Origin of the sequence: Streptococcus sp. 263_SSPC (assembly GCF_001071995.1) — a bacterium.
In the GTDB taxonomy this organism is placed as follows: Bacteria; Bacillota; Bacilli; order Lactobacillales; family Aerococcaceae; genus Granulicatella.
In genome coordinates this window covers 93-22,179 of record NZ_JVNU01000010.1, presented here as the reverse complement: position 1 = coordinate 22,179, position 22,087 = coordinate 93, and the positions used below count along the sequence as shown (strand labels likewise).

General features: G+C 38.9%; 22 protein-coding genes. 16 read left to right on the top strand and 6 right to left on the bottom strand.

Translation table 11 applies throughout. The annotated features are described in order from the left end of the window. Nucleotides 1-8 precede the first annotated feature (8 nt). The 4 genes from ADH02_RS00315 (at nucleotide 9) to ADH02_RS00300 (ending at nucleotide 3,807) form a co-directional block, all read left to right on the top strand. The gene (locus ADH02_RS00315) at nucleotides 9-1,472 is read left to right on the top strand and encodes a TrkH family potassium uptake protein (protein ID WP_048781621.1); all 1,464 of its coding nucleotides are present in this window, start codon (nucleotides 9-11) and stop codon (nucleotides 1,470-1,472) included. A gap of 119 nt (nucleotides 1,473-1,591) precedes the next feature. Next, on the top strand, nucleotides 1,592-2,542 hold the full coding sequence (locus ADH02_RS00310) for a DUF1002 domain-containing protein (protein ID WP_048781619.1): 951 nt from the start codon (nucleotides 1,592-1,594) through the stop codon (nucleotides 2,540-2,542). A 126-nt stretch (nucleotides 2,543-2,668) separates the two neighbouring features. Beyond that, nucleotides 2,669-2,980: a hypothetical protein gene (locus ADH02_RS00305; RefSeq protein WP_048710867.1), complete on the top strand. Its 312-nt coding sequence runs from the start codon at nucleotides 2,669-2,671 to the stop codon at nucleotides 2,978-2,980. Nucleotides 2,981-3,195: 215 nt separating this feature from the next. After that, entirely contained in the window at nucleotides 3,196-3,807 is a 612-nt protein-coding gene (locus ADH02_RS00300; protein WP_239681708.1) for a DUF4230 domain-containing protein, read from the top strand. Nucleotides 3,808-3,875: 68 nt separating this feature from the next. Here ADH02_RS00300 and ADH02_RS00295 read toward each other — a convergent pair whose 3' ends face one another. Together ADH02_RS00295 and ADH02_RS00290 are read right to left on the bottom strand one after the other, a co-directional pair. Continuing rightward, entirely contained in the window at nucleotides 3,876-4,745 is an 870-nt protein-coding gene (locus ADH02_RS00295; RefSeq protein ID WP_048781617.1) for a zinc ribbon domain-containing protein, read from the bottom strand. A 267-nt stretch (nucleotides 4,746-5,012) separates the two neighbouring features. After that, nucleotides 5,013-5,393, bottom strand: coding sequence for a VOC family protein (locus ADH02_RS00290; protein ID WP_048781679.1), 381 nt, complete (start codon nucleotides 5,391-5,393; stop codon nucleotides 5,013-5,015). A 169-nt stretch (nucleotides 5,394-5,562) separates the two neighbouring features. On the opposite strand from ADH02_RS00290, the gene ADH02_RS00285 reads away from it, so the two are divergent. From ADH02_RS00285 to pepF, 4 genes are all read left to right on the top strand, one after another. After that, nucleotides 5,563-6,939 (top strand): aspartate kinase, encoded by a 1,377-nt coding sequence (locus ADH02_RS00285; RefSeq protein WP_048781615.1) that lies wholly within the window; start codon nucleotides 5,563-5,565, stop codon nucleotides 6,937-6,939. A 126-nt stretch (nucleotides 6,940-7,065) separates the two neighbouring features. Continuing rightward, nucleotides 7,066-8,445 carry a TrkH family potassium uptake protein gene (locus ADH02_RS00280; protein WP_048781613.1) on the top strand — a complete coding sequence of 460 codons (1,380 nt, stop codon included), beginning with the start codon at nucleotides 7,066-7,068 and terminating at the stop codon, nucleotides 8,443-8,445. A 15-nt stretch (nucleotides 8,446-8,460) separates the two neighbouring features. After that, nucleotides 8,461-9,123, top strand: coding sequence for a potassium channel family protein (locus ADH02_RS00275; protein WP_048710860.1), 663 nt, complete (start codon nucleotides 8,461-8,463; stop codon nucleotides 9,121-9,123). Between the two features lie 132 nt (nucleotides 9,124-9,255). Further along, nucleotides 9,256-11,058, top strand: coding sequence for an oligoendopeptidase F (pepF, locus tag ADH02_RS00270; protein ID WP_048781609.1), 1,803 nt, complete (start codon nucleotides 9,256-9,258; stop codon nucleotides 11,056-11,058). A 93-nt stretch (nucleotides 11,059-11,151) separates the two neighbouring features. On the opposite strand, the gene ADH02_RS00265 is transcribed toward pepF, so the two are convergent. Together ADH02_RS00265 and ADH02_RS00260 are read right to left on the bottom strand one after the other, a co-directional pair. Then, complete coding sequence (locus ADH02_RS00265) at nucleotides 11,152-11,847, bottom strand: DsbA family protein (protein WP_048781607.1); 696 nt, start codon at nucleotides 11,845-11,847, stop codon at nucleotides 11,152-11,154. 97 nt (nucleotides 11,848-11,944) lie between these two features. Beyond that, a complete protein-coding gene (locus ADH02_RS00260; protein ID WP_048781605.1) occupies nucleotides 11,945-12,523 on the bottom strand; it encodes a CYTH domain-containing protein in 579 nt (192 codons plus the stop codon). 132 nt (nucleotides 12,524-12,655) lie between these two features. Here ADH02_RS00260 and ADH02_RS00255 point away from each other — a divergent pair, with 132 nt between their 5' ends. Genes ADH02_RS00255 through mgtE form a run of 4 tightly spaced genes read left to right on the top strand, consistent with a single transcriptional unit; the run spans nucleotide 12,656 to nucleotide 16,432 of the window. Beyond that, nucleotides 12,656-13,330: a GTP pyrophosphokinase gene (locus ADH02_RS00255; protein WP_048710851.1), complete on the top strand. Its 675-nt coding sequence runs from the start codon at nucleotides 12,656-12,658 to the stop codon at nucleotides 13,328-13,330. Continuing rightward, nucleotides 13,330-14,157 carry an NAD kinase gene (locus ADH02_RS00250; protein ID WP_048781677.1) on the top strand — a complete coding sequence of 276 codons (828 nt, stop codon included), beginning with the start codon at nucleotides 13,330-13,332 and terminating at the stop codon, nucleotides 14,155-14,157. The genes ADH02_RS00255 and ADH02_RS00250 overlap by 1 nt, the downstream gene beginning before the upstream one ends. After that, complete coding sequence (locus ADH02_RS00245) at nucleotides 14,154-15,047, top strand: RluA family pseudouridine synthase (RefSeq protein ID WP_342585575.1); 894 nt, start codon at nucleotides 14,154-14,156, stop codon at nucleotides 15,045-15,047. The genes ADH02_RS00250 and ADH02_RS00245 overlap by 4 nt, the downstream gene beginning before the upstream one ends. A 17-nt stretch (nucleotides 15,048-15,064) precedes the next feature. Continuing rightward, nucleotides 15,065-16,432, top strand: coding sequence for a magnesium transporter (mgtE, locus tag ADH02_RS00240; protein WP_048781603.1), 1,368 nt, complete (start codon nucleotides 15,065-15,067; stop codon nucleotides 16,430-16,432). A 50-nt stretch (nucleotides 16,433-16,482) separates the two neighbouring features. Here the strand turns inward: mgtE and ADH02_RS00235 are convergent, their stop codons facing one another. After that, the gene (locus ADH02_RS00235; protein ID WP_048781601.1) at nucleotides 16,483-17,301 is read right to left on the bottom strand and encodes a Cof-type HAD-IIB family hydrolase; all 819 of its coding nucleotides are present in this window, start codon (nucleotides 17,299-17,301) and stop codon (nucleotides 16,483-16,485) included. A gap of 115 nt (nucleotides 17,302-17,416) precedes the next feature. Between ADH02_RS00235 and ADH02_RS00230 the strand changes: the two genes are divergently transcribed. Together ADH02_RS00230 and ADH02_RS00225 are read left to right on the top strand one after the other, a co-directional pair. Then, complete coding sequence (locus ADH02_RS00230; protein WP_048781599.1) at nucleotides 17,417-18,178, top strand: prolyl oligopeptidase family serine peptidase; 762 nt, start codon at nucleotides 17,417-17,419, stop codon at nucleotides 18,176-18,178. Nucleotides 18,179-18,189: 11 nt separating this feature from the next. Further along, the gene (locus ADH02_RS00225; RefSeq protein WP_048781597.1) at nucleotides 18,190-18,519 is read left to right on the top strand and encodes a metal-sulfur cluster assembly factor; all 330 of its coding nucleotides are present in this window, start codon (nucleotides 18,190-18,192) and stop codon (nucleotides 18,517-18,519) included. 204 nt (nucleotides 18,520-18,723) lie between these two features. Here ADH02_RS00225 and ADH02_RS00220 read toward each other — a convergent pair whose 3' ends face one another. Further along, nucleotides 18,724-19,029, bottom strand: a complete 306-nt coding sequence (locus tag ADH02_RS00220) for a hypothetical protein (RefSeq protein ID WP_048781595.1) — start codon at nucleotides 19,027-19,029, stop codon at nucleotides 18,724-18,726. A 134-nt stretch (nucleotides 19,030-19,163) separates the two neighbouring features. Here ADH02_RS00220 and ADH02_RS00215 point away from each other — a divergent pair, with 134 nt between their 5' ends. Continuing rightward, nucleotides 19,164-20,504, top strand: a complete 1,341-nt coding sequence (locus ADH02_RS00215; RefSeq protein ID WP_048781593.1) for an MATE family efflux transporter — start codon at nucleotides 19,164-19,166, stop codon at nucleotides 20,502-20,504. A gap of 140 nt (nucleotides 20,505-20,644) precedes the next feature. Further along, on the top strand, nucleotides 20,645-22,087 hold a 1,443-nt coding region (locus ADH02_RS00210), incomplete at its 3' end, for a cell wall anchor protein (protein WP_239681707.1).

The following is a 22,087-nucleotide window of genomic DNA, read 5'->3' as shown; positions in this document are numbered from 1 at the left end:
GTGTCTGAATGAATATCAAAACAGTTCGCTATTTCGTGGGAAAAATGCTTCAAGTTGAAGCAGCGCTCTTAGCCTTACCACTGATTATTAGCTTTATCTATCAAGAGTCATTGACTCAAAAACTGGCTTATGCCGGAACAATTCTGTTACTACTGGTAATTGGGCTTCTCTTAAGCTTTAAAAAGCCAGAGCCACTAAAAATCATGGCGCGTGACGGGGTCGTAACCGTAGCCTTAAGCTGGATTTTACTCTCGTTCTTTGGTGGACTTCCATTTGTTTTCACAGGAGAAATTCCAAATGTGGTGGATGCATTTTTTGAAACGGCGAGTGGACTAACGACCACTGGTTCAAGTATTATTCCAGACCTTTCAGTACTCGCACATTCTTCATTATTTTGGAGAAGCTTCACTCACTTAGTCGGTGGGATGGGGGTACTAGTATTTGCACTTGCGATTCTACCAAGCCATGGTTCTGAATCCGTGCAGCTGATGCGTGCGGAAGTTCCAGGCCCTGTGTTTGGGAAGCTCGTATCGAAATTAGCGCATACGGCGCAAATCTTATATATGATTTATTTAGCGATGACAGCCGTATTGACGATTATTTTAGTTGTCTTCCAAGTGCCACTATTTGACGCCTTGCTACTATCGTTTGGTACAGCAGGAACAGGTGGTTTCGGGATTAACAATGCCGGATTTAGTATTTATGCCAATCCAGATGCCGTTGAATGGATTATCGGGGTAGGGATGATGCTCTTTGGAATCAACTTTAACTTGTATTATTTCGTTCTTCTAGGTGCTGTGAAAGACGTGATTAAAGACGAAGAAATGCGTACGTATGTCGGAATCGTCCTCAGCTTTACAATGATTATTTTCATCGTATTGTCGATTACACAATCTGCTTTAGGCGTTCCAATTCGTAGCGTGTTCTTCACGGTATCGTCGATTATTACAACAACCGGATACTCAACCGTCGACTTTGGACTCTGGGGCTTGTTCCCACATGTGCTCCTGTTACTACTAATGTTTATCGGAGGATGTGCAGGGTCAACAGCCGGGGGGATTAAAGTCTCTCGTGTTATCGTGTACTTCAAGAGTGCCATTGCCGAATTAAAACGTATGGGCCAACCTCGTCGTGTGTTTGTACCAACGATGAATGGAAAACCAATCGATAATAAGATGGAGAAGAGTATCGCCAACTACTTAATCGTGTATGTGTTGGTCTTTCTATGCTTATTACTCTGCGTTTCCTTTGAAGCGGGAGATTTTACAACAGCCTTCTCCAGTGTGGCCGCAACCTTTAACAACATTGGGCCAGGGCTTGGTCAAGTAGGGCCTACAAGCAACTTCTCAATGTATTCAGATTTCAATACATTTATGCTTGCGATTGGGATGATTGCCGGACGTTTGGAAATTTATCCAATCATCATGCTTTTCTCACCAACAACCATGAAGGCATTTGCGCGTAGACGTTAACCAATTCTTAAACAAATAGATAAAGAACTTTAAGGAAAGAACACTTTTTTCTTAAAGTTCTTTTTGTATACTAGACTTGTAACGAATGAGTTACGATTGAAAACAAAGGAGGTTCATTCATGAAAAAATGGGTGAAGGCAACCGCAGTCGTCCTTGCATTGATGGGTTTATCCATGAAGAATGCATATGCTATTGATACAACGACCGTTAATGAAAAATGGGGAAAACCAACCGTGGTTTATGGTGGTGGACTCAGCGAGGCGCAAATTCAGCAAACTTCTCAATTATTAGGCATTAAAGATCCAAATACCGTATTAACGGAAACAGCAACCGGACAAGATTTAATTAAATATCTTGGAAGTGGTGACGGAAATACCTCTGTCATGATTTCGTCGGTAATGGTTCAAAAAACAGACAAGGGGACTGGGGTGAAGGTGAAAATTAAGACCCCTGAAAACATCACGCTGGTAACACCTGAGCAATATGCCAATGCAGCGATTACGGCCGGTGTCACAGACGCCGAAATCGAAGTGGCAGCTGTCTCAAAAGTAACGGGTGAATCAGCTTTAACAGGGGTGTATAAAGCCTTCGAAGCCAATGGGGTGCAACTAGACTCTAAACGTACCGAAGTCGCACAACAAGAGTTAGAAGTCACGAATAAAATCGCGCAAGAAAATGCCAACGAAAAAGGATTCGATTCGTCAAAACTCGATAAAGCGATGATTGAAATCAAAAAAGAACTTGCAGAACTCAAACAAAAGCAAGGACAATTAGCGACAAAAGAAGATATCGAACGCATTATTAACGACGCCTTGAAGAAAAACTCATTGCAAAATGTGATTTCTCAAGATCAAATTAATGCCTTAGTCGCTTTTGCGCAAAACTACCAAAACACAAGTGCGATTGATTCCAAGCAAGTATTAGAGCAATTAAATAGCTTGTCAAAATCAGTCGGCGAAAAGATTAACAGCTTAGTCGAACAAGCCAAAAACGAAGGATGGCTCGATAAAATCGCCCAATTCTTCCAATCGATTTTTGAATCTATCAAAAATCTCTTCTCACAAAACTAAAGTGTGAATCAACAGCATGGAACAAATTTGTTTCATGCTTTTTTTATGCTCAACATTGCACTCGATTTTAAATAGAATATGGTATACTGGGGATAGGAAAATAGAATCAATAGAGGAGGGGTCATGATGCCATCCAAGTATAGACAGTTACTGATGTACGTTGTTGTTGCTTTACTCTATTATTTAATCCCTGTTTTTCTGATTCAAGATACAGGGAGTGCAATGTTCTTACTATTGATTGGAATTCCAGTCATCGTCTTTGTGGTTTCGATGCTGTTTTCGGTAAAGTTTGGATATTATTGGTATTTCCCGATTATTATTGGTCTCTTATGGATTCCGAATCTCTTTTTACTAAATGACTCTGCGGCCATTTATATTCTGATGTATGCAGTTGTCAGTCTCATAGGACAACTCATTGGATTGCTATTCAAAAAATAGTAAAAAAATAACCCTGGCCATCGCTGATCTGGGTTTTCTGTTTTTTTTAGAATAAGATCAGATGCAACAAATTTATTTTACATTTTTTGGGATATAATATTTTTAGACGATAAGATATATTCTGTTGACTGTTATTTTTAGAGTGTGTAAAATTTACATATGCTATTAAAAGAGAAGTTTCTTTCAGAAAAGCAAAAATAGTGGAGGTATGCAAATTGAGAAGTACAAATATAAAGAAGAAATTTAATAAGTTTAGTGTTCTATTGAATGTGGTATTAATAGCTATTATGGCTATTGGAGTGCTATTTTTCTTACCTAAGGAACAAAAATCAGAAATCAAAACGTCAATTAATATCGAAAGTATTGAAAAAGTGAATGAAGTTGTATTTTTGAATGCAGGAGTTAATGAAATTATTACTGAAACAAAAACAACCCAAGTTTTTGGGTTTGATGTGCCGTTCTCTAGAAAAACAGCATTAGTAATCTTAAATTATACAGCTAAATTTGGAATTAAAAGTAGTGTAAAGGTTGAACAAATAGGTGAAAAAGAATATAAGGTTATCGTTCCAAAATTTGAAGTAATTGGTGTTGAACTTTCAAAAGATAATCCTTACAATTTGTATGATAATCATGGAGAGTTGTTAAGTGGAACTACAGAAGATGTTGATACTGGTAAATTGGTCACTAACCAACTTTCTAGTGATAAACAAGCAGAGTATTTAGATAAGTTTAAGAGTGAAATTAAAGAATCTGCAATTAATTATTATAAAACATTATTTTCATCAATGGATTCTGAAGCAAAGGTAACTGTAGAATTTACAGAATAATTCTTTCAAATAAAATTTTAGAAACAAATAACCCTGACCAGCGATGGTCAGGGTTTTCTTTTTGTATTTTAGAATAAGATTAAGAGTAAGCTGATTGTGATAATCAGTTGTACGACTAAACCAATGAGTGATAAGTAAATTGGATCGATCGTTGATTCAGTGGCGCTCTTAAACATTGATGACGTAAATGTCACGATGTAAAGTAGGATGTGCGCGAAGAATACGATCAAGATTCCAACGAATAACCATACTGGACTGATAAATGTCATCACTGTCGCAACGGCTAGTAACACAATCGCTAAAACGTTCATTCCTTCGTATTGTGTCAACCAGTAGTTAAATACGTGTTGACGTTTTTGGAAGACATGTTTCAATCCATACGATACGCTTGGGAATCCAAGGTAGAACACCGCGTAGAAGAGGATGAAGCGAATGAACATCCAAATATAGTTTGGTGTGCTTGTTAAGCTAGGTAAGATTGAAATGTCTGCGAATAATTGGTATTGACCAATCAGTGAATGAATCAAGTGAGTTGTCACGAATGCAGACATCACAGTCGCAAGGATAATCAATGCATATCCGTAAGTACGGCTATATTGACGCTTACGTGAGTAGTGATTTGTCGGTTGTGCCAAACGTTCTCCAAAGAATGTGAAGAAGCGTTTGAATTTATTCCATGCACCAGCATAGGCTAGGCGGTTATTCTTCACACGGTTTTCTTGTGAGCTACGATTATTATCTTCTTCTGGAATACTTGTTTCTACTTTCGTTGTGAACGATTGAGTAGGTTCGTTATTTTCGTCTAAAAGGTCTGTTTGAACGCCTTCGTTTGGTTCAATTGACACCGGTTGTGATAGTTCGTCTTGCACTGTTCCACAGTAAGGGCAGAGTGTTTCTTGTTCGTCAATCATCTCATGACAGAATGGACATTGTTTCATGAATCTTCCTCTTTCTATGTCTAATTATAAATTTCATTGTTATTGTATCATAATTTTACTATAAAAAAAGACTAGGAACTCCTAGTCTTAGCGTGGCATCTTTTCAGATGAGTAGGTCGTGTTCACATCACGAACTACAAACAGCTACATCCGGTAGTGTGCCTAAGCACGCCTGTTCCACATAACTCGCAGTCTCTTATGTACTGCGTGTCGCCTCATCGCATAGAACATATTATAGCAGAGGGTGTGTGGAATGTCATGTATGAACTATTTTTCGCGGATCACTTCGATTTTATATCCATCTAAGTCTTTTACGAAATAGTAGTTTGCAGGATGTCCTGGTAAACCTTTTAATTCTGTAACGTCATAGCCTTTCGCAATGTGTTCAGCGTGAAGAGCTTCTAGGTCTTTAGCGCTGATAGCGATATGACCATATCCGTCGCCGATTTCGTAAGGGCCGTGGCCGTAGTTATATGTTAATTCTAATTCGTAATCGTCACCTTCGAATGCTAAGTAAACGATTGTGAATTTGTGTTCTGGGAAGTCTTTTCTGTGAGTTTCTTTAAAACCAAATGCTTCTTCGTAGAAACGAATGCTTTCTTCTAGATTTTGAACACGGACACAAGTATGTAACATTTTTGACATGATGTGACCTCCTTTATTTATTTTCCTTAAGCCTAACAAACTCTATAAATAAATACAAGTTTTCGAGACTGTTTTCGTTTCGCGGACAAATGTATTCGATTAGTGGAAATGTGTTGCGTTCTTTTCATTAATTTGGTAGTCTAGTACCATTGAAAAAATAAGGAAGTGTCATATGAAAGTAATCAAATTTGGTGGAAGCTCTTTAGCAAATGCCACTCAATTAAGAAAGGTCTTTAATATCGTAAAAGCTGATGAAAAACGTAAAATCGTGGTGGTGTCAGCCCCAGGAAAACGTACGTCAGACGATGAAAAAGTAACAGACCTTCTAATCCAATTAGCAACTTCTCATATTGAAGGGAATTATGATGAAGAAGTCTTAAAGAAAATCTTAGTACGTTATAAAGAAATTTGTGATGAATTAGAATTAAAACCAGAAGTATTTGAACTCGTTCGTATTCATTTTAAAAACTTAAAAGAAAGAAACGACTTAGCTCCTGAATATTTAATGGATGCGTATAAAGCAAGCGGGGAAGACTTAAACGCACGCTTAATTGCGTCATACTTCAACCAAGAAGGTCTTGCGGCTAAATATGTGGGCCCTCGCGAAGCAAAACTTTGGGTGAGCGACACTCCAGGGGAAGCACGTGTCTTAGAAGAAAGCTACCATGAATTAGAGTATCTACAATTAACAAATGAAGTGATTGTATTTCCAGGATTCTACGGTGTGACAAAAGAAGGGAATGTTGTGACATTCTCACGTGGTGGATCTGATATTACAGGTTCGATTTTAGCTAATGCCGTGAACGCCGAAGAGTACGAGAATTTTACAGACGTGGATGCCATCTATGTAGCGAGTCCAAAAATCGTGCATAAACCCCATGCAATCGATGTGTTGTCTTATACAGAAATGCGTGAGTTATCATATGCCGGATTCTCAGTATTCCACACAGAAGCACTTCTTCCTTCTATTAAGAAAGGAATTCCAGTGCACGTGTGCAATACGAATAACCCAGAAGCAAGCGGAACTTACATTATGAAAGGGAAGGTTACTTCTCCAAATGTTATCTCAGGGATTGCAAGTTCACCAGGCTTCGTAAGTATTTACGTGAAGAAATACTTGATGAACCATGAGATTGGGTTCCTTCGTAAATTATTGACAATTTTTGAAGAAGAAGGCATTTCAATCGAACATATTCCAACAGGGATTGATGATGCGACAATTATTATCCGTGGGGAAGATGCAACTGACGAGCAACTCGATGGGATTGTGGAACGTTTCTATGCGGAATTAGACGTGGATGATGCGCACTATATGCGTGGACTCTGCTTGATTATGTTAGTAGGGGAAGGGATGGTCAACATGGTCGGTACAACGGCTCGTGTGGCTTCAACTCTTGCTCGTACTCAAATCAATATCGAATTATATAACCAAGGGGTATCTGAGGTTTCAATGATGTTTGGTATTTTAGACCAATACGAAAAGAAAGCCATCCGTGCTTTATATGATGAGTTTTTTGGTGAAACAAAAGAATATAAAGTGGTGGAATAATTTTTCACTCATCTCAAAATTAAATAGTAACGGTTGTATTTAACCGATAGGAAGAGTAGAATATCGATATATTCTGCTCTTTTTATTTTGGGCACATTATTTTTGATTAGGACAGGAGGGACGAAGATGATTCGTTTCTTATTTAAAGATTCCATTCCAAAACGCATTGCGGCCAGTTTTGCCATTGTGATTTTAGTGGGATCATTACTACTCAATTTGCCAATTTCGCAACTGGCAACGTCAAAGGCTTCGTATTTTGACCATTTATTTACAACCGTATCGATGGTATGTGTAACCGGGCTATCGACGCAACCAGTCGCAGAAACGTACAATACTTTTGGACAAGTCATTTGTATGATTTTAATGCAAATCGGTGGATTAGGATTAATGAGTATTATTGCCTTTTTCCTCTATGATGCGGGGAAAAAGATGTCACTCGTTAGCAAACTAGCCTTGCAAGATAGTTTAAACCGCGATGATGGTCAGGATTTCAAGAAGTATTTAACGACCATTTTTAAATATACTTTCTTTATTGAATTTGTTGCGGCTGTCATTCTATCATTCCGTTTCGTTCCGGAACTAGGAACTGGAAAAGGAATCTTCACCGCCTTCTTCTTTGCGATTTCTGCGTTTTGTAATGCGGGATTTGATAACCTAGGCTCGAACAGCCTTATTAACTACGCGACAGATCCGCTCTTAAACTTAGTGATTGCGGCTCTTATTATTCTTGGTGGGATTGGTTTTTCTGTTTGGTTTGATATCAAAAATAGTTATTTAGCTATGAGAGGGTCGACAAAGAGCAAAAAGAAAAAATCATTCTATCGTCGATTGCATTACCATACAAAGATTGTTCTTTGGTTGACGGGGATTATTCTTCTTAGTGGAACGGTTTTAACGTTATTAACCGAATGGAATAATCCGGATACCATTGCGAATCTTCCATTTTTCGATAAGGTACTCGTATGCTTCTTCCAAACGGTAACAATGAGAACGGCTGGATTTGCGACAATCGATTATACAACCGCACATCCAACGAGCCTTCTTCTTTATTGCATCCAAATGCTTATCGGAGGTTCTCCTGGTGGGACTGCCGGTGGGGTGAAGACGACAACCTTCTTAGTGGTTCTCTTATTCATTCGTTCAGAAGTGTACGATCAAAGAATGATTCAATTTAGAAACCACCGCATTTCGCAAGAGATGGCGAGAAAAGCGTTAACGATTTTTATCGTGTTTACAACACTTATTTTAGGTAGTGTGTTCTTACTCAGTTTAACGGACCCAGATGCGCCACTGTTATATACTTTATTTGAAACGATCTCAGCGGTATGTACAGTAGGGGTAACGGCGAATTTAACACCAACCTTATCCTTCCTAGGAAAGATTATTATTATGTTGTTGATGTTTATTGGCCGTATCGGACCATTAACCGTTCTATTAAGTTTCTCAAACAGAAAGAACAAAGCGCTCGACATGAAGTATGCGAAAGCACCATTATTAATTGGATAGAAAGTAGGAATTGTGATGAGAAAAACAGTTGGTATTTTAGGACTAGGTGTGTTTGGGATGACGATTGCCAAACAGCTTAGTGAATATGATTGCGACATTATTGCCGTTGACCGTGATGAAGTGAACGTGAATCGTATCGAACCGCTTGTAACAAAGGCCGTGATTGCCGATGTTACAGACGAAGATGTCTTAAAAGAAATCGGAATTGGCGATTGCGATACAGTAGTGGTAGCTACAGGTTCTAGTTTAGAAGCGAGTATTCTAGCCGTGATGCATTGTACGCGTCTTGGGGTTCCAGAAATTATTGCTAAAGCAAAAAGCCGTACGACGACTGAAATCTTAACGAAGATGGGTGCGCAACGTGTCGTGAACCCAGAAAAAGAAACTGGAATTCGTCTCGTGAAGAATATCCTTCACCATAAATTGGCTGAAGTGATTGCACTCGATGGCAATATTTCTCTTGTGGAATTTTATCCTCCAAAATCATGGGTTGGCAAACAACTAAGTGATTTAGACTTACGTAAAGATTATGATTTAAACTTAATCGGATATCGTGAAGGAAAGGATGAATCTTTAAATACAAAAGTGTTTGCGGATTTCCTTATTCGTGAAGATGTTGTTCTTGTAGCGATTATCGGCACTGATAGCTTAGATAAAGCCACATTCTTAGAAGATTAATAGAAGAGACCAGATGAATCAAAAAGGGTTCATTTGGTCTCTTTTTTGTGTAAAAATGGGTTCAAACCCTTTTAAAAGCATCCATTTCATAGTACACTAGGACTATCAACTTTTTAGAAAGTAGGGATTATAATGGCCAATAAAAAACCATTAAGACGTGAAGAAGTTCCAGTGGAATTAACTTGGGACCTTTCCGCAATTTACGAATCTAACGAAGGATTTGAAAAAGACTTAGAATTTGTTAAATCACAAATTCCAGCAGTTGCCGCTGCAAAAGACACAGCACTTAAAGACGGAGAATCATTATTAGCATTCTTAAATCTTTTAAACGTAGTAGATGATAAGATTGAAACAGCTTATGTTTACTCACATTTAAAAGCTGACCAAGATACTTCAAATAACGAAAACCAAGTCTTAAATCAACGTGCGTTCTCAACATACATTGAATTCTCAGGTGCTTCAGCATGGTTTGCTCCAGCAATTTTAGCATTATCTGATGAAGAGTTCGAAGAGTATTTCAAACAAGAACCAGGCCTAGAAGACTTCCGTGTCTTATTAGAAACAGCGCGTATTAAAAAAGGTCACGTGCTTTCAGATAAAGAAGAAGCTTTACTATCAAAAGCTAGTGAAGTATTCCAAGGCGCAAGCAAAACTTTCAACTTATTAAATAACGCTGATATCAAGTTTGACGAAATCACAACTGAAGATGGCGAAAAAGTTGAATTGACAAACGGAAACTACTCAGTATATATCGAGTCTAAAAACCAAGATGTTCGTAAGGAAGCATTCGAAACATTATACAAACCTTACATCAACTTGAAAAATACATTCGCAAGCACTCTTGGTACAGAAGTGAAAGGACACAACTTCAGCGCTTTAGTTCATAACTATGACTCAGCACGCCAAGCAGCACTTGCTTCAAACCAAGTTCCTGAAGAAGTATACGATGCTTTAGTAGAAGTGGTGAATGAAAAATTACCATTGTTACACCGTTACACTGCATTACAACAAAAAGCATTAGGCTTAGATGAATTGCATATGTATGATTTATACGTACCAATCACAGGAGACGCTCCAATTAAATACAACTACCAAGAAGCTTCTCTAGCAAGTGTGGAAGCCTTGAAACCTCTTGGGGAAGAGTACCACGAAATCATGAAGAAAGCTTACGCAGATCGTTGGATCGACGTTGCCGAAAACATCGGTAAACGCAGCGGTGGATATTCAAGTGGGGCATACTCAACTGCACCATACATCCTATTGAACTGGCATGATGAATTATCAAACTTCTTCACATTAGTTCACGAGTTAGGACACAGTGCACACAGCTACTTCACTCGTAACACTCAACCAAAACAATACGGAGATTACTCAATCTTCTTAGCAGAAATTGCTTCTACAACAAACGAAAACATCTTAACAGATTACTTGTTGAAGAAACATACAGATAAAGAAGCGCAAAAATATATCTTAAATAACTATTTACACCGCTTCAAATCAACAATTTTCCGTCAAACACAATTTGCGGAATTCGAACATAAGATTCACGTAATGGACCAAGAAGGCCAACCATTAACACAAGAATCAATCGCAAAAGTGTATGGTGAAATCAACGCGAAATACTATGCAAATGTCATCCAAGATGAACAAATCGCATACGAATGGGCACGTATCCCTCACTTCTACATGAACTACTACGTATTCCAATACGCAACTGGTATGGCTGCAGCAACTGCTTTATCAGATAAAATCTTACATGGAACTCCAGAAGATTTAGAAGCTTACTTAAACTACTTACGTGCAGGACGCAGCGACGCTCCAATCGAAGTAATGAAAAAAGCCGGCGTAGACATGACGAAGAAAGACTACTTATACGACGCATTCGACGTATTCGAAAAACGTCTATCTCAATTAGAAGCGCTAATGAGCGAATAACAAAACAAACTCCGAGAGTAAGAACTCTCGGAGTTGTTTTGTTATATTAGAGTATATAAAGAAAACTCCTCCAAATGGAGGAGTTTAATTCGTTTAACGATTCATATTCACGACTTTTGCTAAGTTGTGGCGTGAGCGAACTTCTACAAGTCGTTTGACTTCTGGGCATTCAGGAAGAGGCTCACCATTACAAATTTCACTAATGGTATCCGCCGTAATACTGTTGGCCAGTAAGATTCCATAAGAATGATTTGAATTATCGAAGATGACAAGAGAAGGAGTGTGCGTTACATTCATCTCTTGGGCGATTTGTAAGTCGCGGTCGTACGCGGTTTTCACAGCAGCACTTGCTTTATCTTCGTAAAACATTTTCTTATCAATTTCAATATTATCTAAAATTTCATCTAATAACTCTTTGCTGTAGTTACGATTGTGATGATGAATTTGGTGTTGCAATTCAAATAAGAATTGACGACCTGGACGTTTTCCTTGTAAGAGGGCAGCTTTATAAGAAAGAGCCGCATCATAAATTCTAGTATAGATTTCGTTTCTTAAATCTAAATCCGTTTCATCTAACTTTTGGTTTTTCATATATTGATCAACCGTTTGTAAATTATGAAACGTTACGAATTGGTAATGTACCTTAAACTCAGAATTACGAACAAATTTTAATAGTTCATTTTCACAGCGATAACAATATGATCCCAATGGATTCACGAATAAATATAATTCGAAAATCTTTTCGTGTGAAGTGCGTTCTGATAGATTCTTTGTTTTTGAAGTACTCAAAATCCTACACCCCTGTTCCCTAACTAACTTTGTAACATCATTGTAACATAGTTCGTTGAAATGTCAGAATAATTTGCACAACGCGTGACGTTTGTACTCATCTCGTGGACAATGCACGTTTAATTTTGCTTTCGGCTTGGTATCTTATGATATTATATTTAGCCAAAATGCCTAAGAATATCGGTTCGCCGAGTTCGAGACTACGAACTTCCATTTCCATCTCAAAGTCGACCTTGCCGTTATAATGACTCTCGTCTAGAACAAGCCATTCATTCTCAGAGAGGGCACCTTCTAAGCGATGCGTTGTAAGAAGGGCCGTTTGATTCACGGTTTGAATTGTAATGCCTTTATCTTCCAATGCTTCCTGAAGCGAAGTTGGAAGCGTGAATTGTTTGTCATGATTATACGCATTCAGAATGTCTACCGGAAGGACTTCGGTATATTCTAGCACCTCTAAGCTACTTTGAGGAATCTTTAGTGTGATTTCGCCGGTTTCTTTTCCTTCGACGATGCGAATGCGAAGCGCCATTTTATGCTCTTGGAGGAGACCTTCATAGTCGTAGTAGCTATTGGTCTGCGTAACGTCTTTTGTAAAGACTTCTTTATAGTCGTTTACGAGTGCGTCGTATTGTTCTTTTGTCAGTAAGTTTTTAAACTCTTTTTCGATTTCTGGCATAACCGTTCCTCCTTTAGTGTTCTATTGTAGCTCATTTTATTACAGATTTGAAAAAAATCGCCTTAATTTGTCATGATTCCTTATAAAATATGGTATGATAGAGAACGGAAATGAAAAAAAGTAGGTGAAAATATGGAAACATGGGAAACACCCCTAGTAGAAGACTGGGAAGCCTTTCTAGCTCCGTATTATCAAGCAATAGAGGAATTAAAAATTAAATTAAAGGGAATTAGACGCCAGTATCGTCAGGAAGGAAAGCACGCACCGATTGAATTTATCACGGGCCGTGTGAAGACTCCAGAGAGTATTGTAGAAAAGATGCAAGTTCGTAATATTCCTAGAGAAGAATTCCTTGAAGGAGTACAAGATATTGCAGGGCTTCGCATTATGTGTCAGTTCGTCGATGATATTTATGAAGTGGTTCGCCTGATTCGTCAGCGTAATGACTTTGATATCGTGATCGAACGTGACTATATTCAAAATAAAAAAGCGAGTGGCTATCGTTCGTACCATATCGTATTGGAATATCCGGTGCAACGAATCGAAGGAGAAACAAAAATTCTTGTGGAAATTCAAATTCGTACATTGGCGATGAATTTCTGGGCAACGATTGAACACTCATTGAACTATAAATATAAAGGGGAATTCCCTGATACGATTCATGAGCGTTTGGAACGTGCAGCAGAAGCAGCGTTCTTGCTTGATGAAGAGATGTCTCAAATACGAGAAGAGATTCAAGAAGCGCAATATATTTTTGCGATTAATAAAGAAAATCAGCGTAAACGTAAGAAACGGAGGGAATCATGATGAAAGTCGGTTTATACGGAAATCAAACAGAAAAAACAAAAGAAGTCATGAATACCTTCGACCGCTTATGCCAAGAAGGCTGTTTTGTGCGTGATGATGAGCATCCGGATGTGGTGATTACAGTTGGTGGAGACGGAACGCTTTTAGGCGCCTTTCACCGTTACCGCGATCAACTAGATAGTATTCGTTTTGTGGCCATCCATACGGGTCACTTAGGTTTCTATACGGATTGGCGCAACTTCGAAGTGGATCAATTAATCGAGTCGTTGAAACAAGACAAGGGAGAGCGTGTGAGCTATCCATTGCTCGATGTGAATGTGAAATTTAAGAGCGGAGATGTTGTTCGCTACGCAGCCTTGAATGAGGCGACATTGCGTAAAGTAAATGGCACGCTTTTATGCGAAGTGTATATTAATGGCGAGTTGTTCGAGAACTTTCGTGGAGATGGGCTTTGTGTGGCGACACCAACTGGGTCAACAGGCCTTAGCAAGTCTCTAGGGGGAGCCGTTGTTCATCCGCGTGCAGAAGTGATGCAGATGACTGAAATGGCGTCAATCAATAATCGTGTGTATCGTACACTTAGTTCGCCAATGATTTTTGCTAAAGATAATGTCTTAACACTGCGTCCTGAAAGTAAAGAGGGCATGGTGATGGCGATTGACCATTTAACGTATGATGCCAATGAAATTGAAGAAATTCAATTACAAATTAGTGGGGAGCGCATTTCATTTGCGGCGTACCGTCATACACCGTTCTGGGATCGTGTGGAAGATGCGTTTATCGGTTCGCGTGAAGTGAACTGTCGTGGAAATGAGGAAGTCCGTTGATTTTAACGTGGAATTACCCATACGAGTATCCGATGATGATGCGGTCTTTCTTGCAAGAAGTCGGGATTTCAAGAACATTTCTTGCCCATGTGAAAACGCATGGAGACCTTCTTGTTAATGGGCGTCATGAGATTGTCTTAAAGACGCTTCAGCCTGGCGATGTGCTAACGATGGTCATTCCACCGTCTGGAGAACATGAGACCGTGATTCCAAGCGAAGTGCCGATTGATATTTTGTATGAGGATGATTATTTACTCATTATCAATAAGCCTGTAGGGACGGCTTCGATTCCGTCGAAATTGCACCCGGACCATTCCATGGCCAATCGTGTAAAAGGGTATTATAAACGTCGTGGCTATGCAGACCAAATTACTCATGTGGTAACGCGTCTTGACCGTGATACAACGGGAGTGATGATGTTTGCCAAGCATCGCGTTGTACATGCATGGATGGACCAAGCCTTACGAGATAAAACAATTCAGAAGAAGTATTTAGCGATAGTACATGATACAGCTGCGCTAGAAGAACATGGCATGATTGATGCACCGATTGGTCGACATGAAGGGTCGATTATTAATCGTTGTGTATCAGAAGATGGAAAACCATCGCTAACCGAATATTGGAAGAAAGAAACGCTTGTTGGAGCGAACCTTGTCGAGATTTTATTGCACACTGGGCGCACGCATCAGATTCGTGTTCATTTCTCATGGCTAGGGGCACCACTTGTTGGAGATGATTTATACGGTGGGGTAAAAGACGAGATATTAGACCGTCAAGCCTTGCATTGTCACTCACTCACGTTTATTCATCCAATGACGAAAAAAGAAATTACCATTGTGGCACCACTGCCTAAAGATATGGACGAGTGGATTAAAGCTCACAAGCAATAAAGAGAGGAGAATCACCATTGAGCGAAATCGTATATGAATTTGAAGATATTTTAGAGCAAATTCAGCACACCTTGGCTACGGAAGATAAGCAACAATTCCGTGAGATTTTCTTTGAGAATCATACGTACGACCAAGCGCAAATTTATTTAAGTTTAACGCTGGAAGAACGTAAATTAGCCTACCAATTTCTGACTCCTGAAGAAATGGCAATGGTGTTCGAACTATTAGAAGAAGATGTAGAAGACGTTGAAAAATATTTAAGTGAAATGGACGAAGCTTATGTCTCACGAATGATTGCGGAAATGTATTCCGATAATGCAGTAGACGTGCTAAAGCAAGTAGGGGAAGAAAATGTCCGCACTTATTTACGCTTGATGCCACATAAAACGGCAAGTGAACTCCGTCAATTATTAAACTATGAAGACGAAACTGCAGGGGCGATGATGACAACTGAATTTATCGCCGTGCGTGAATCAGATACCTTAAAAACAGCGATGGCAACGGTAAAACGTTTCGCCGAAGACGCTGAAACAATCTACTATGTATATGTGACAGACGATGAAAATCATTTAACAGGGATTCTCACGCTAAAAGACTTAATCGTGAAACCAGACGAAAAACTCGTCAAAGATATCATGATTGACCGTGTCGTAACCGTGCACGTGAATGATGCGCAAGAAGAAGTAGCCCAAACGATTAAGGACTATGACTTCCTTGCCATTCCAGTAGTCGATGATACGAATACATTAGTTGGGATTATCACCGTCGATGATGCGTTGGATGTTATCGAAGAAGAAGCAACCAGTGACTATTCAGGTCTTGCTGGGGTAAACGTTGATGAAGCGCACCAAGGCGTGTGGGCAGGGATTGTCAACCGCTTGCCAGGAATTATGACCCTTCTCATTATGGGAACTGTGACGGCGTTCCTTTTCAGACAATATGAGCCGTTAATTCAACAGGCAAGTATTTTTGCAATCTTTATTACATTAATTACTGGTACTGCCGGAAATACCGGTACGCAATCTCTTGCGGTAGCGATTCGAAAGATTGGGCTTCATGAGGAAGAACAATCTTTCTGGAAAGTACTCGTGCAAGAGGGGACAACCGGTCTTGGTATCGGATTGATTTCTGGGGTAGTTGTGTTTGGAATTGTGAGTCTATGGCTAGGGAATATTGTGCTTGGTGGGATTATCGGATTTGCGATGTTCGCTTCGATTTTCGTAGCCGCATTGACAGGGACTTGTATTCCATTCGCGTTGGAGAAATTTAACTTTGATCCATCCATTGCCAGCGGACCATTTATTACAACCGTCAACGACTTAACATCCGTTTTGGTTTACTTCACGATTGTGAGTCAATTTATTTCAGTCTATTTAGCAAAATAAAAAACGATAAGGTGTATAGACGATGTTGTCTGTAACCTTATCGTTTTTTCTTAAGCGCCTTTTAGATTAAAGTATTCTTTCAAATATTTCGCCAATCCATTTTCATCATTCGTAAATGGAGTAATCGCATTTGCGATGTTTTTCAATTCATCAATTCCATTTTTCATGGCAACACCGTGACCTGCGTATTCAATCATTTCCATATCGTTGTCTTCGTCACCAAAGGCAAGAATGTTTTCTTGTTTAATGCCGTAGTAACGAGATAAATGCTCAAGAGCTTTAGCCTTATGAATGCCAGGTGAAATCACTTCTAAACATGGGAAGCTACCGCCCCAAGTACGGATTTCAATGTCGTTATCATAGCGGTCTAAGATTTTTGATTTAATCTCTGGTTGTTTCTCAATATCCGAGAAGAGCGCTACAGCAGTTGGTTGTTCTTGCAGTTTTGTATCTTTCCCAATAACGATTGGTTTTTGGTCTTTTGGATAATACGGACACTCCGGAAGTTCCTCCATATCTGAATACACAAGCTCGGTTCCTTCGACCATTAAGTAGTCAACAGGAAGAGTCTTGTTAAAGGCCACTAAATCGAGTACGAATTCTGAATCCAATGTGATGTGGTATTTTCCATCCCATTCAGGCATTCCTGGAATATGACAGAGAGCACCGTTAAAGTTTGCGATTGGGCCACCAAGGTTTAGCTGATCGTAATATTGTTTTGAATTACGGTAAGGGCGACCAGTGACAATGGCCACTTCATGACCTAAGTTTTTCACGGCATGAAGGGTGTCGATTGTTTCTTGTGTCAGTTCTGAGTTGTTGTTTAATGTAGTTCCATCAAGGTCGATAGCAATGAGTTTCTTTTCCATTCTTTCTCCTTTCAAAGTGATTTTCTAAAAGCGGAAACTTGTTTTCAAAGTTTCCATCAAGTACAATATCTGTATAAGTTTACCATATTTTAGATGAAATAAGAAAGAGGAAGTTATGATTCAAATTGATTATCGTGAAGTAAATGGAATCCCGTACGCTGAAGTCGTAGATGCATCGTTGAAAGACCAAGTGCTTCCAATCGTTGTGTTTTACCATGGTTGGACAGGAAGTAAAGACCGTGTCGTAACGATTGGAGTAGAGTTAGCTAAACGTGGAATGCGTGCTGTTTTACCAGACCAACACTTACACGGAGACCGTGGAGTTCGTCTGATTGGTGGCGAAATCTGGGAAATTGTAGCCAATAACATTAAAGAACTTCCTATTTTAAAAGAAGAATTCAGAAGTCGTGGGCTGTTAGATGAAACGAAATTCGGCGTGTCTGGATTGAGTATGGGTGGTATTTCAACATATGCCTTATTCAATCAATATCCAGATATTACAGCAGCGGCAAGTTTAATGGGTAATGCGGATCCTGCTCGTTTTGCTAAATGGACAATTTCATCGATTTGGATGACAGGGGCAACGCAGGAGCAATGTGAAGCATTAGAAGCAGAAATTGAAAAGAATAAAGCTTTCTTAGATGCAATGGCGCTTGCTAAACACCCTGAACATATTCATGGGCGTCCATTATTCTTATGGCATGGAACTGCAGATGATAAAGTACCGTATGAATTAAATAAAGAATTTTATGAAACAATTAAAGACGAACCATATGCGAAAAATGTAGAATGGCATGAAACACCTGGTGAAGGTCACCGTGTACCGCATCAGATTTTTGAAGAAGTAGCCGACTTTTTCCAAAGAGTATTTCAATAGGAGAGTAGAAGATGACAGAAGAAAATAAAAGTGCAGCAGAAGCAATGCAAGAGAAGATTCTAGAAGCCTTAGAAACGGTAATTGACCCAGAACTTGGAATTGATATCGTCAATCTTGGACTGATTTACCGAGTGGATTTAAACGAAGAAGGGCATTGCCAAGTGGATATGACTTTGACAACAATGGGATGTCCCCTAGCAGATATTATTACTGATGAAATTCATCGTGCTCTAGCTGAGATTGAAGAAGTGAAGACAATCGATGTGAAACTCGTTTGGTATCCAGCATGGAGTCCAGATAGAATGTCACGTTATGCAAGAATTGCGTTAGGTATTAGATAAGGAAAAATCCCCACAGATGTGGGGATTTTTTGGTGCAATAAGTTAAATAAAGTTTGGGGATAGAAGATGGGCTCACATCCTTGTAGTTGAACTCGACCTCGCAGAAATGGCGTGCGTTTCCTGAAACATCCGCAGAACGTTTCACGTTCCTTCCGGTGTTCCAGTCCAACGTTCCATTTCTGAGCGCTCGGTCTCGTATCCTGTTTAGTCTTCCCCCGGTCGCATTGGTCTCTTATACTTACTTTTAGACTCTTGTCGGATGATGGTGTGGGGGGATTTGCGGCCCGCATTTGAGTTTCTGAAGAGCATTTGCATTTTTTCGTCGTCGAAGAGTTCAAGGTTTTGATCGACGAAGTGACTTGCATCAGCTTTCCAATCTGAATGATAGTAATTGAATAATTCGGCCATGGCGACATTTCTGTCGGTGGCGCTCCCTTTAAATTCAGGGTCTGTTACATCTGTTAAGTATTGTTGCATTTTTGCAATTCTTTTTTTATCAAAATCTGCCATAACATTCGCCTCTTTTCAGTCCTATTTTAGCATAGAAGACGTTTTCTTAAAAGAAATTTTTCAAAACTACTGTTCAATTTCATTTGAATGTTTTATACTATTACTTGCTAATTTTTTGAAGAGGAGGGTGTCTAATGGCAAAAGATATGACAAGTGGAAAACCGTTGAAATTAATTTGGAATTTTACCATTCCGCTGTTAATCGGAAATTTATTCCAACAATTATACAATATGGCAGATACTTTTATCGTAGGTCGTACCATAGGAGTGAATGCACTAGCGTCAGTTGGTTCTACCGGAAGTATTGTCTTCTTGATTATCGGGTTTGCGACTGGTTTAACAGCAGGTCTTGCGATTCCATTAGCGCAACGATTTGGCGCGAAGGATTATAAAGGCGTAAAGCATAGTTTTTATGTGTCCATTTTGATTTCACTTGTTGTGGCAATTGTTCTAACGGCTTTGAGTATGATTTTCTGTCGTCAGATTTTAGAAATCATGCAGACACCATCCGAGATTATTGATGGAGCTTATGATTATTTAATGGTCATCTTTGGGGGTATTTTCTCCTCAATGGCCTATAATTTACTATCGAATATTTTCCGTTCGATTGGGGATGCAAAAACTCCTTTATATTTCCTTGTTGTAGCATGCATTATGAATATTGTTTTGGATTTCGTATTTATTGCTGGATTAGGAATGGGAGTAGAGGGAGCAGGATATGCGACGGTTGTGTCTCAAATCTTCTCAGCAATTGCCTGTGTGGTGTATATTTGGAAGAAAATACCAGTGTTAAGATTAACGAAAGAGGACTTAGTGGCGACACAGAAAAATATTCGAGAACATTGTCGTATTTCATTCCCAATGGCGTTTCAAGCTTCGATTATTGCGATTGGAACGATTATGGTTCAAATTGCATTAAATCAGTTAGGACCGACTTCGGTTGCGGCACACACAGCAGCACAAAAGATTGACCAGTTAGCGATTCTTCCAATGATGTCATTTGGAGTTACGATGGCTACCTATTCAGCGCAAAACTTTGGTGCGAAGAAATACGATCGTATCTGGCTAGGCGTACGGGAGTGTATCAAATTATCGTTGACATTTGCAGTTGTAATGGGGTTTATTCTAAATGTCTTTAGCCCAATTTTCATTCGTGCCTTCGTCGGAGAAGGACACGAGGATGTTGTAGAGTTAGGACGACTATTCTTCCTGACGAATGGAACAACGTATAGTTTCCTTTCATTACTCTTTATTTATCGATATACCTTACAAGGAGTTGGAAAAACTTTTACGCCAACACTTGCAGGTATTATGGAACTCATCATGCGTTCTGTAGCTGCAGTGGTTCTTTCAAATATGTACGGCTTCGTCGGAGCAACTGTTGCCAACCCAATGGCGTGGTTTGGATCGATGGTCCCACTCATGATTGCGTATTTTATCTTTAAAAACAAGATTGAAAATGGAGAAGAGCAGTAGTATTCAGCTACTGTTCTTTTTTGAAAACAAATGAAAATTATGAAAACAATTTTCGAATTAATTGTGAATTGTTTAGTTGAAAAAATTATATAGTTATAGTAGAATAATTCTAACTAAAGTGTTTATGGAGGAAAGATTGGATGAAAAAAGAACAATCAATTCGTAAAATTGGAAAACTTATTTTAGCAATCTCGTCATGCGGTGTTTTGTTAACAGCATTTCAAGCAAATAAATCTGTTTTTGCCGAAGATGCAACAACGACTACAGAATCTACTACTGTTGCAGCAACAACTGAAGCTACAACTGCGGCCCCAACGCGTGCTGCTAAAGAAGCCAGTGCAAAAGTAACTGGAACTATTAAAAACCATGGTATTAAGAACTATGAATACTTCACAGACGTAGATATCGCTGTATCTTTAACTGATGATGACGTGAAAGAAGGCGACTACGTAACGGTTACATTAGAAAACGTTGGGGTATTAAGTTCGTTAAATGGAAAAGATGTAATTTATGAAGGAAAGAAAATTGGGACTATCTCAATTGTATCCTTTGAGAACATCAATAAAGCTCGTCAAGGTTCGAATGACAAAGCTCAAATGGAACAAGCTGAATTAGAATCATTACGTATTACTTTAAAAATTACATTTTCAAAAGCTGTTGAAGCGGTAAAACCTGATGTGTTGAAACAAGCACAGTTCCAGATTAAATCAGATAACGCCTATAATGGTGCAGTTATCGCTAATAAAGACTATACTTTAAATCAAGTGATTAAAGTGGGTAATTCTTCTGTAACAAGTACAGTAGATATTCCAAAAGTTGATAAATTTGCAACTGAGACAAACTCAATTAACTTAACACGTGCAGGTAATACGATTAAGTTCAACAAAGATGGATCATATGAAACAAAAACAGAACTCCAAGTTCGTGGAAGAGAAGGAATGAAAGTTGGAACAACCGTTGAATTAGAATTCAATGATGCTTCAGGAATTGAGTGGAAAACAAGTGGAAATACTGCACTTAAAGTTGGAGATACATTTAATTCTTATTTTATCTTGCCAGTATATAGTTCATTTAGTGTAAACCAATATGGAGCTTATATGTTCCCTACTGGTGTAGAGCCAAAATTCAAAGTCACTTCTATTACAGCTAAGAAAATCACGTTTGAAATGATTTCAGGAGACGTTCCAAAAGAATTAGGAGTATTCTTCGTTGTCGGTAAAGACCGTGTGAATATTATTGACAAATCTAAGATTGATATCGAAAAAATGCAATACGATGTTTCAACAGTTGCAACGGCTACAGTTGATGGTAAAAACGCAAAAGGAGTTTATATTTACCGTATTATTAGTGACTCTGCAAGTGCACAATTAGTACTTGATGCATTAGTGACAGAGTACAAAGATATCGATACAAAAGAATCAATCAAAGCAACTGACAAAGGGTGGAAAGACCCAGCTGAGATTGATGGATATAAATTTGTAAGTACAGAAAAAGACCGTGAAGGAAATCGTATCCACTGGTACAGAAAAGTTGCACAACCAACAACAACGGAAGCTCCAACAACAACGGAAGCTCCAACAACA

Bases quoted from the DNA above. Each gene is read 5' to 3' on its own strand.
- ADH02_RS00315 (WP_048781621.1), top strand. From the start codon at position 9: ATGAATATCAAAACAGTTCGCTATTTCGTGGGAAAAATGCTTCAAGTT.
- ADH02_RS00310 (WP_048781619.1), top strand. From the start codon at position 1,592: ATGAAAAAATGGGTGAAGGCAACCGCAGTCGTCCTTGCATTGATGGGT.
- ADH02_RS00305 (WP_048710867.1), top strand. From the start codon at position 2,669: ATGCCATCCAAGTATAGACAGTTACTGATGTACGTTGTTGTTGCTTTA.
- ADH02_RS00295 (WP_048781617.1), bottom strand. From the start codon at position 4,745: ATGAAACAATGTCCATTCTGTCATGAGATGATTGACGAACAAGAAACA.
- ADH02_RS00285 (WP_048781615.1), top strand. From the start codon at position 5,563: ATGAAAGTAATCAAATTTGGTGGAAGCTCTTTAGCAAATGCCACTCAA.
- ADH02_RS00280 (WP_048781613.1), top strand. From the start codon at position 7,066: ATGATTCGTTTCTTATTTAAAGATTCCATTCCAAAACGCATTGCGGCC.
- ADH02_RS00275 (WP_048710860.1), top strand. From the start codon at position 8,461: ATGAGAAAAACAGTTGGTATTTTAGGACTAGGTGTGTTTGGGATGACG.
- pepF (WP_048781609.1), top strand. From the start codon at position 9,256: ATGGCCAATAAAAAACCATTAAGACGTGAAGAAGTTCCAGTGGAATTA.
- ADH02_RS00260 (WP_048781605.1), bottom strand. From the start codon at position 12,523: ATGCCAGAAATCGAAAAAGAGTTTAAAAACTTACTGACAAAAGAACAA.
- ADH02_RS00255 (WP_048710851.1), top strand. From the start codon at position 12,656: ATGGAAACATGGGAAACACCCCTAGTAGAAGACTGGGAAGCCTTTCTA.
- ADH02_RS00250 (WP_048781677.1), top strand. From the start codon at position 13,330: ATGAAAGTCGGTTTATACGGAAATCAAACAGAAAAAACAAAAGAAGTC.
- ADH02_RS00235 (WP_048781601.1), bottom strand. From the start codon at position 17,301: ATGGAAAAGAAACTCATTGCTATCGACCTTGATGGAACTACATTAAAC.
- ADH02_RS00230 (WP_048781599.1), top strand. From the start codon at position 17,417: ATGATTCAAATTGATTATCGTGAAGTAAATGGAATCCCGTACGCTGAA.
- ADH02_RS00225 (WP_048781597.1), top strand. From the start codon at position 18,190: ATGACAGAAGAAAATAAAAGTGCAGCAGAAGCAATGCAAGAGAAGATT.
- ADH02_RS00220 (WP_048781595.1), bottom strand. From the start codon at position 19,029: ATGGCAGATTTTGATAAAAAAAGAATTGCAAAAATGCAACAATACTTA.
- ADH02_RS00215 (WP_048781593.1), top strand. From the start codon at position 19,164: ATGGCAAAAGATATGACAAGTGGAAAACCGTTGAAATTAATTTGGAAT.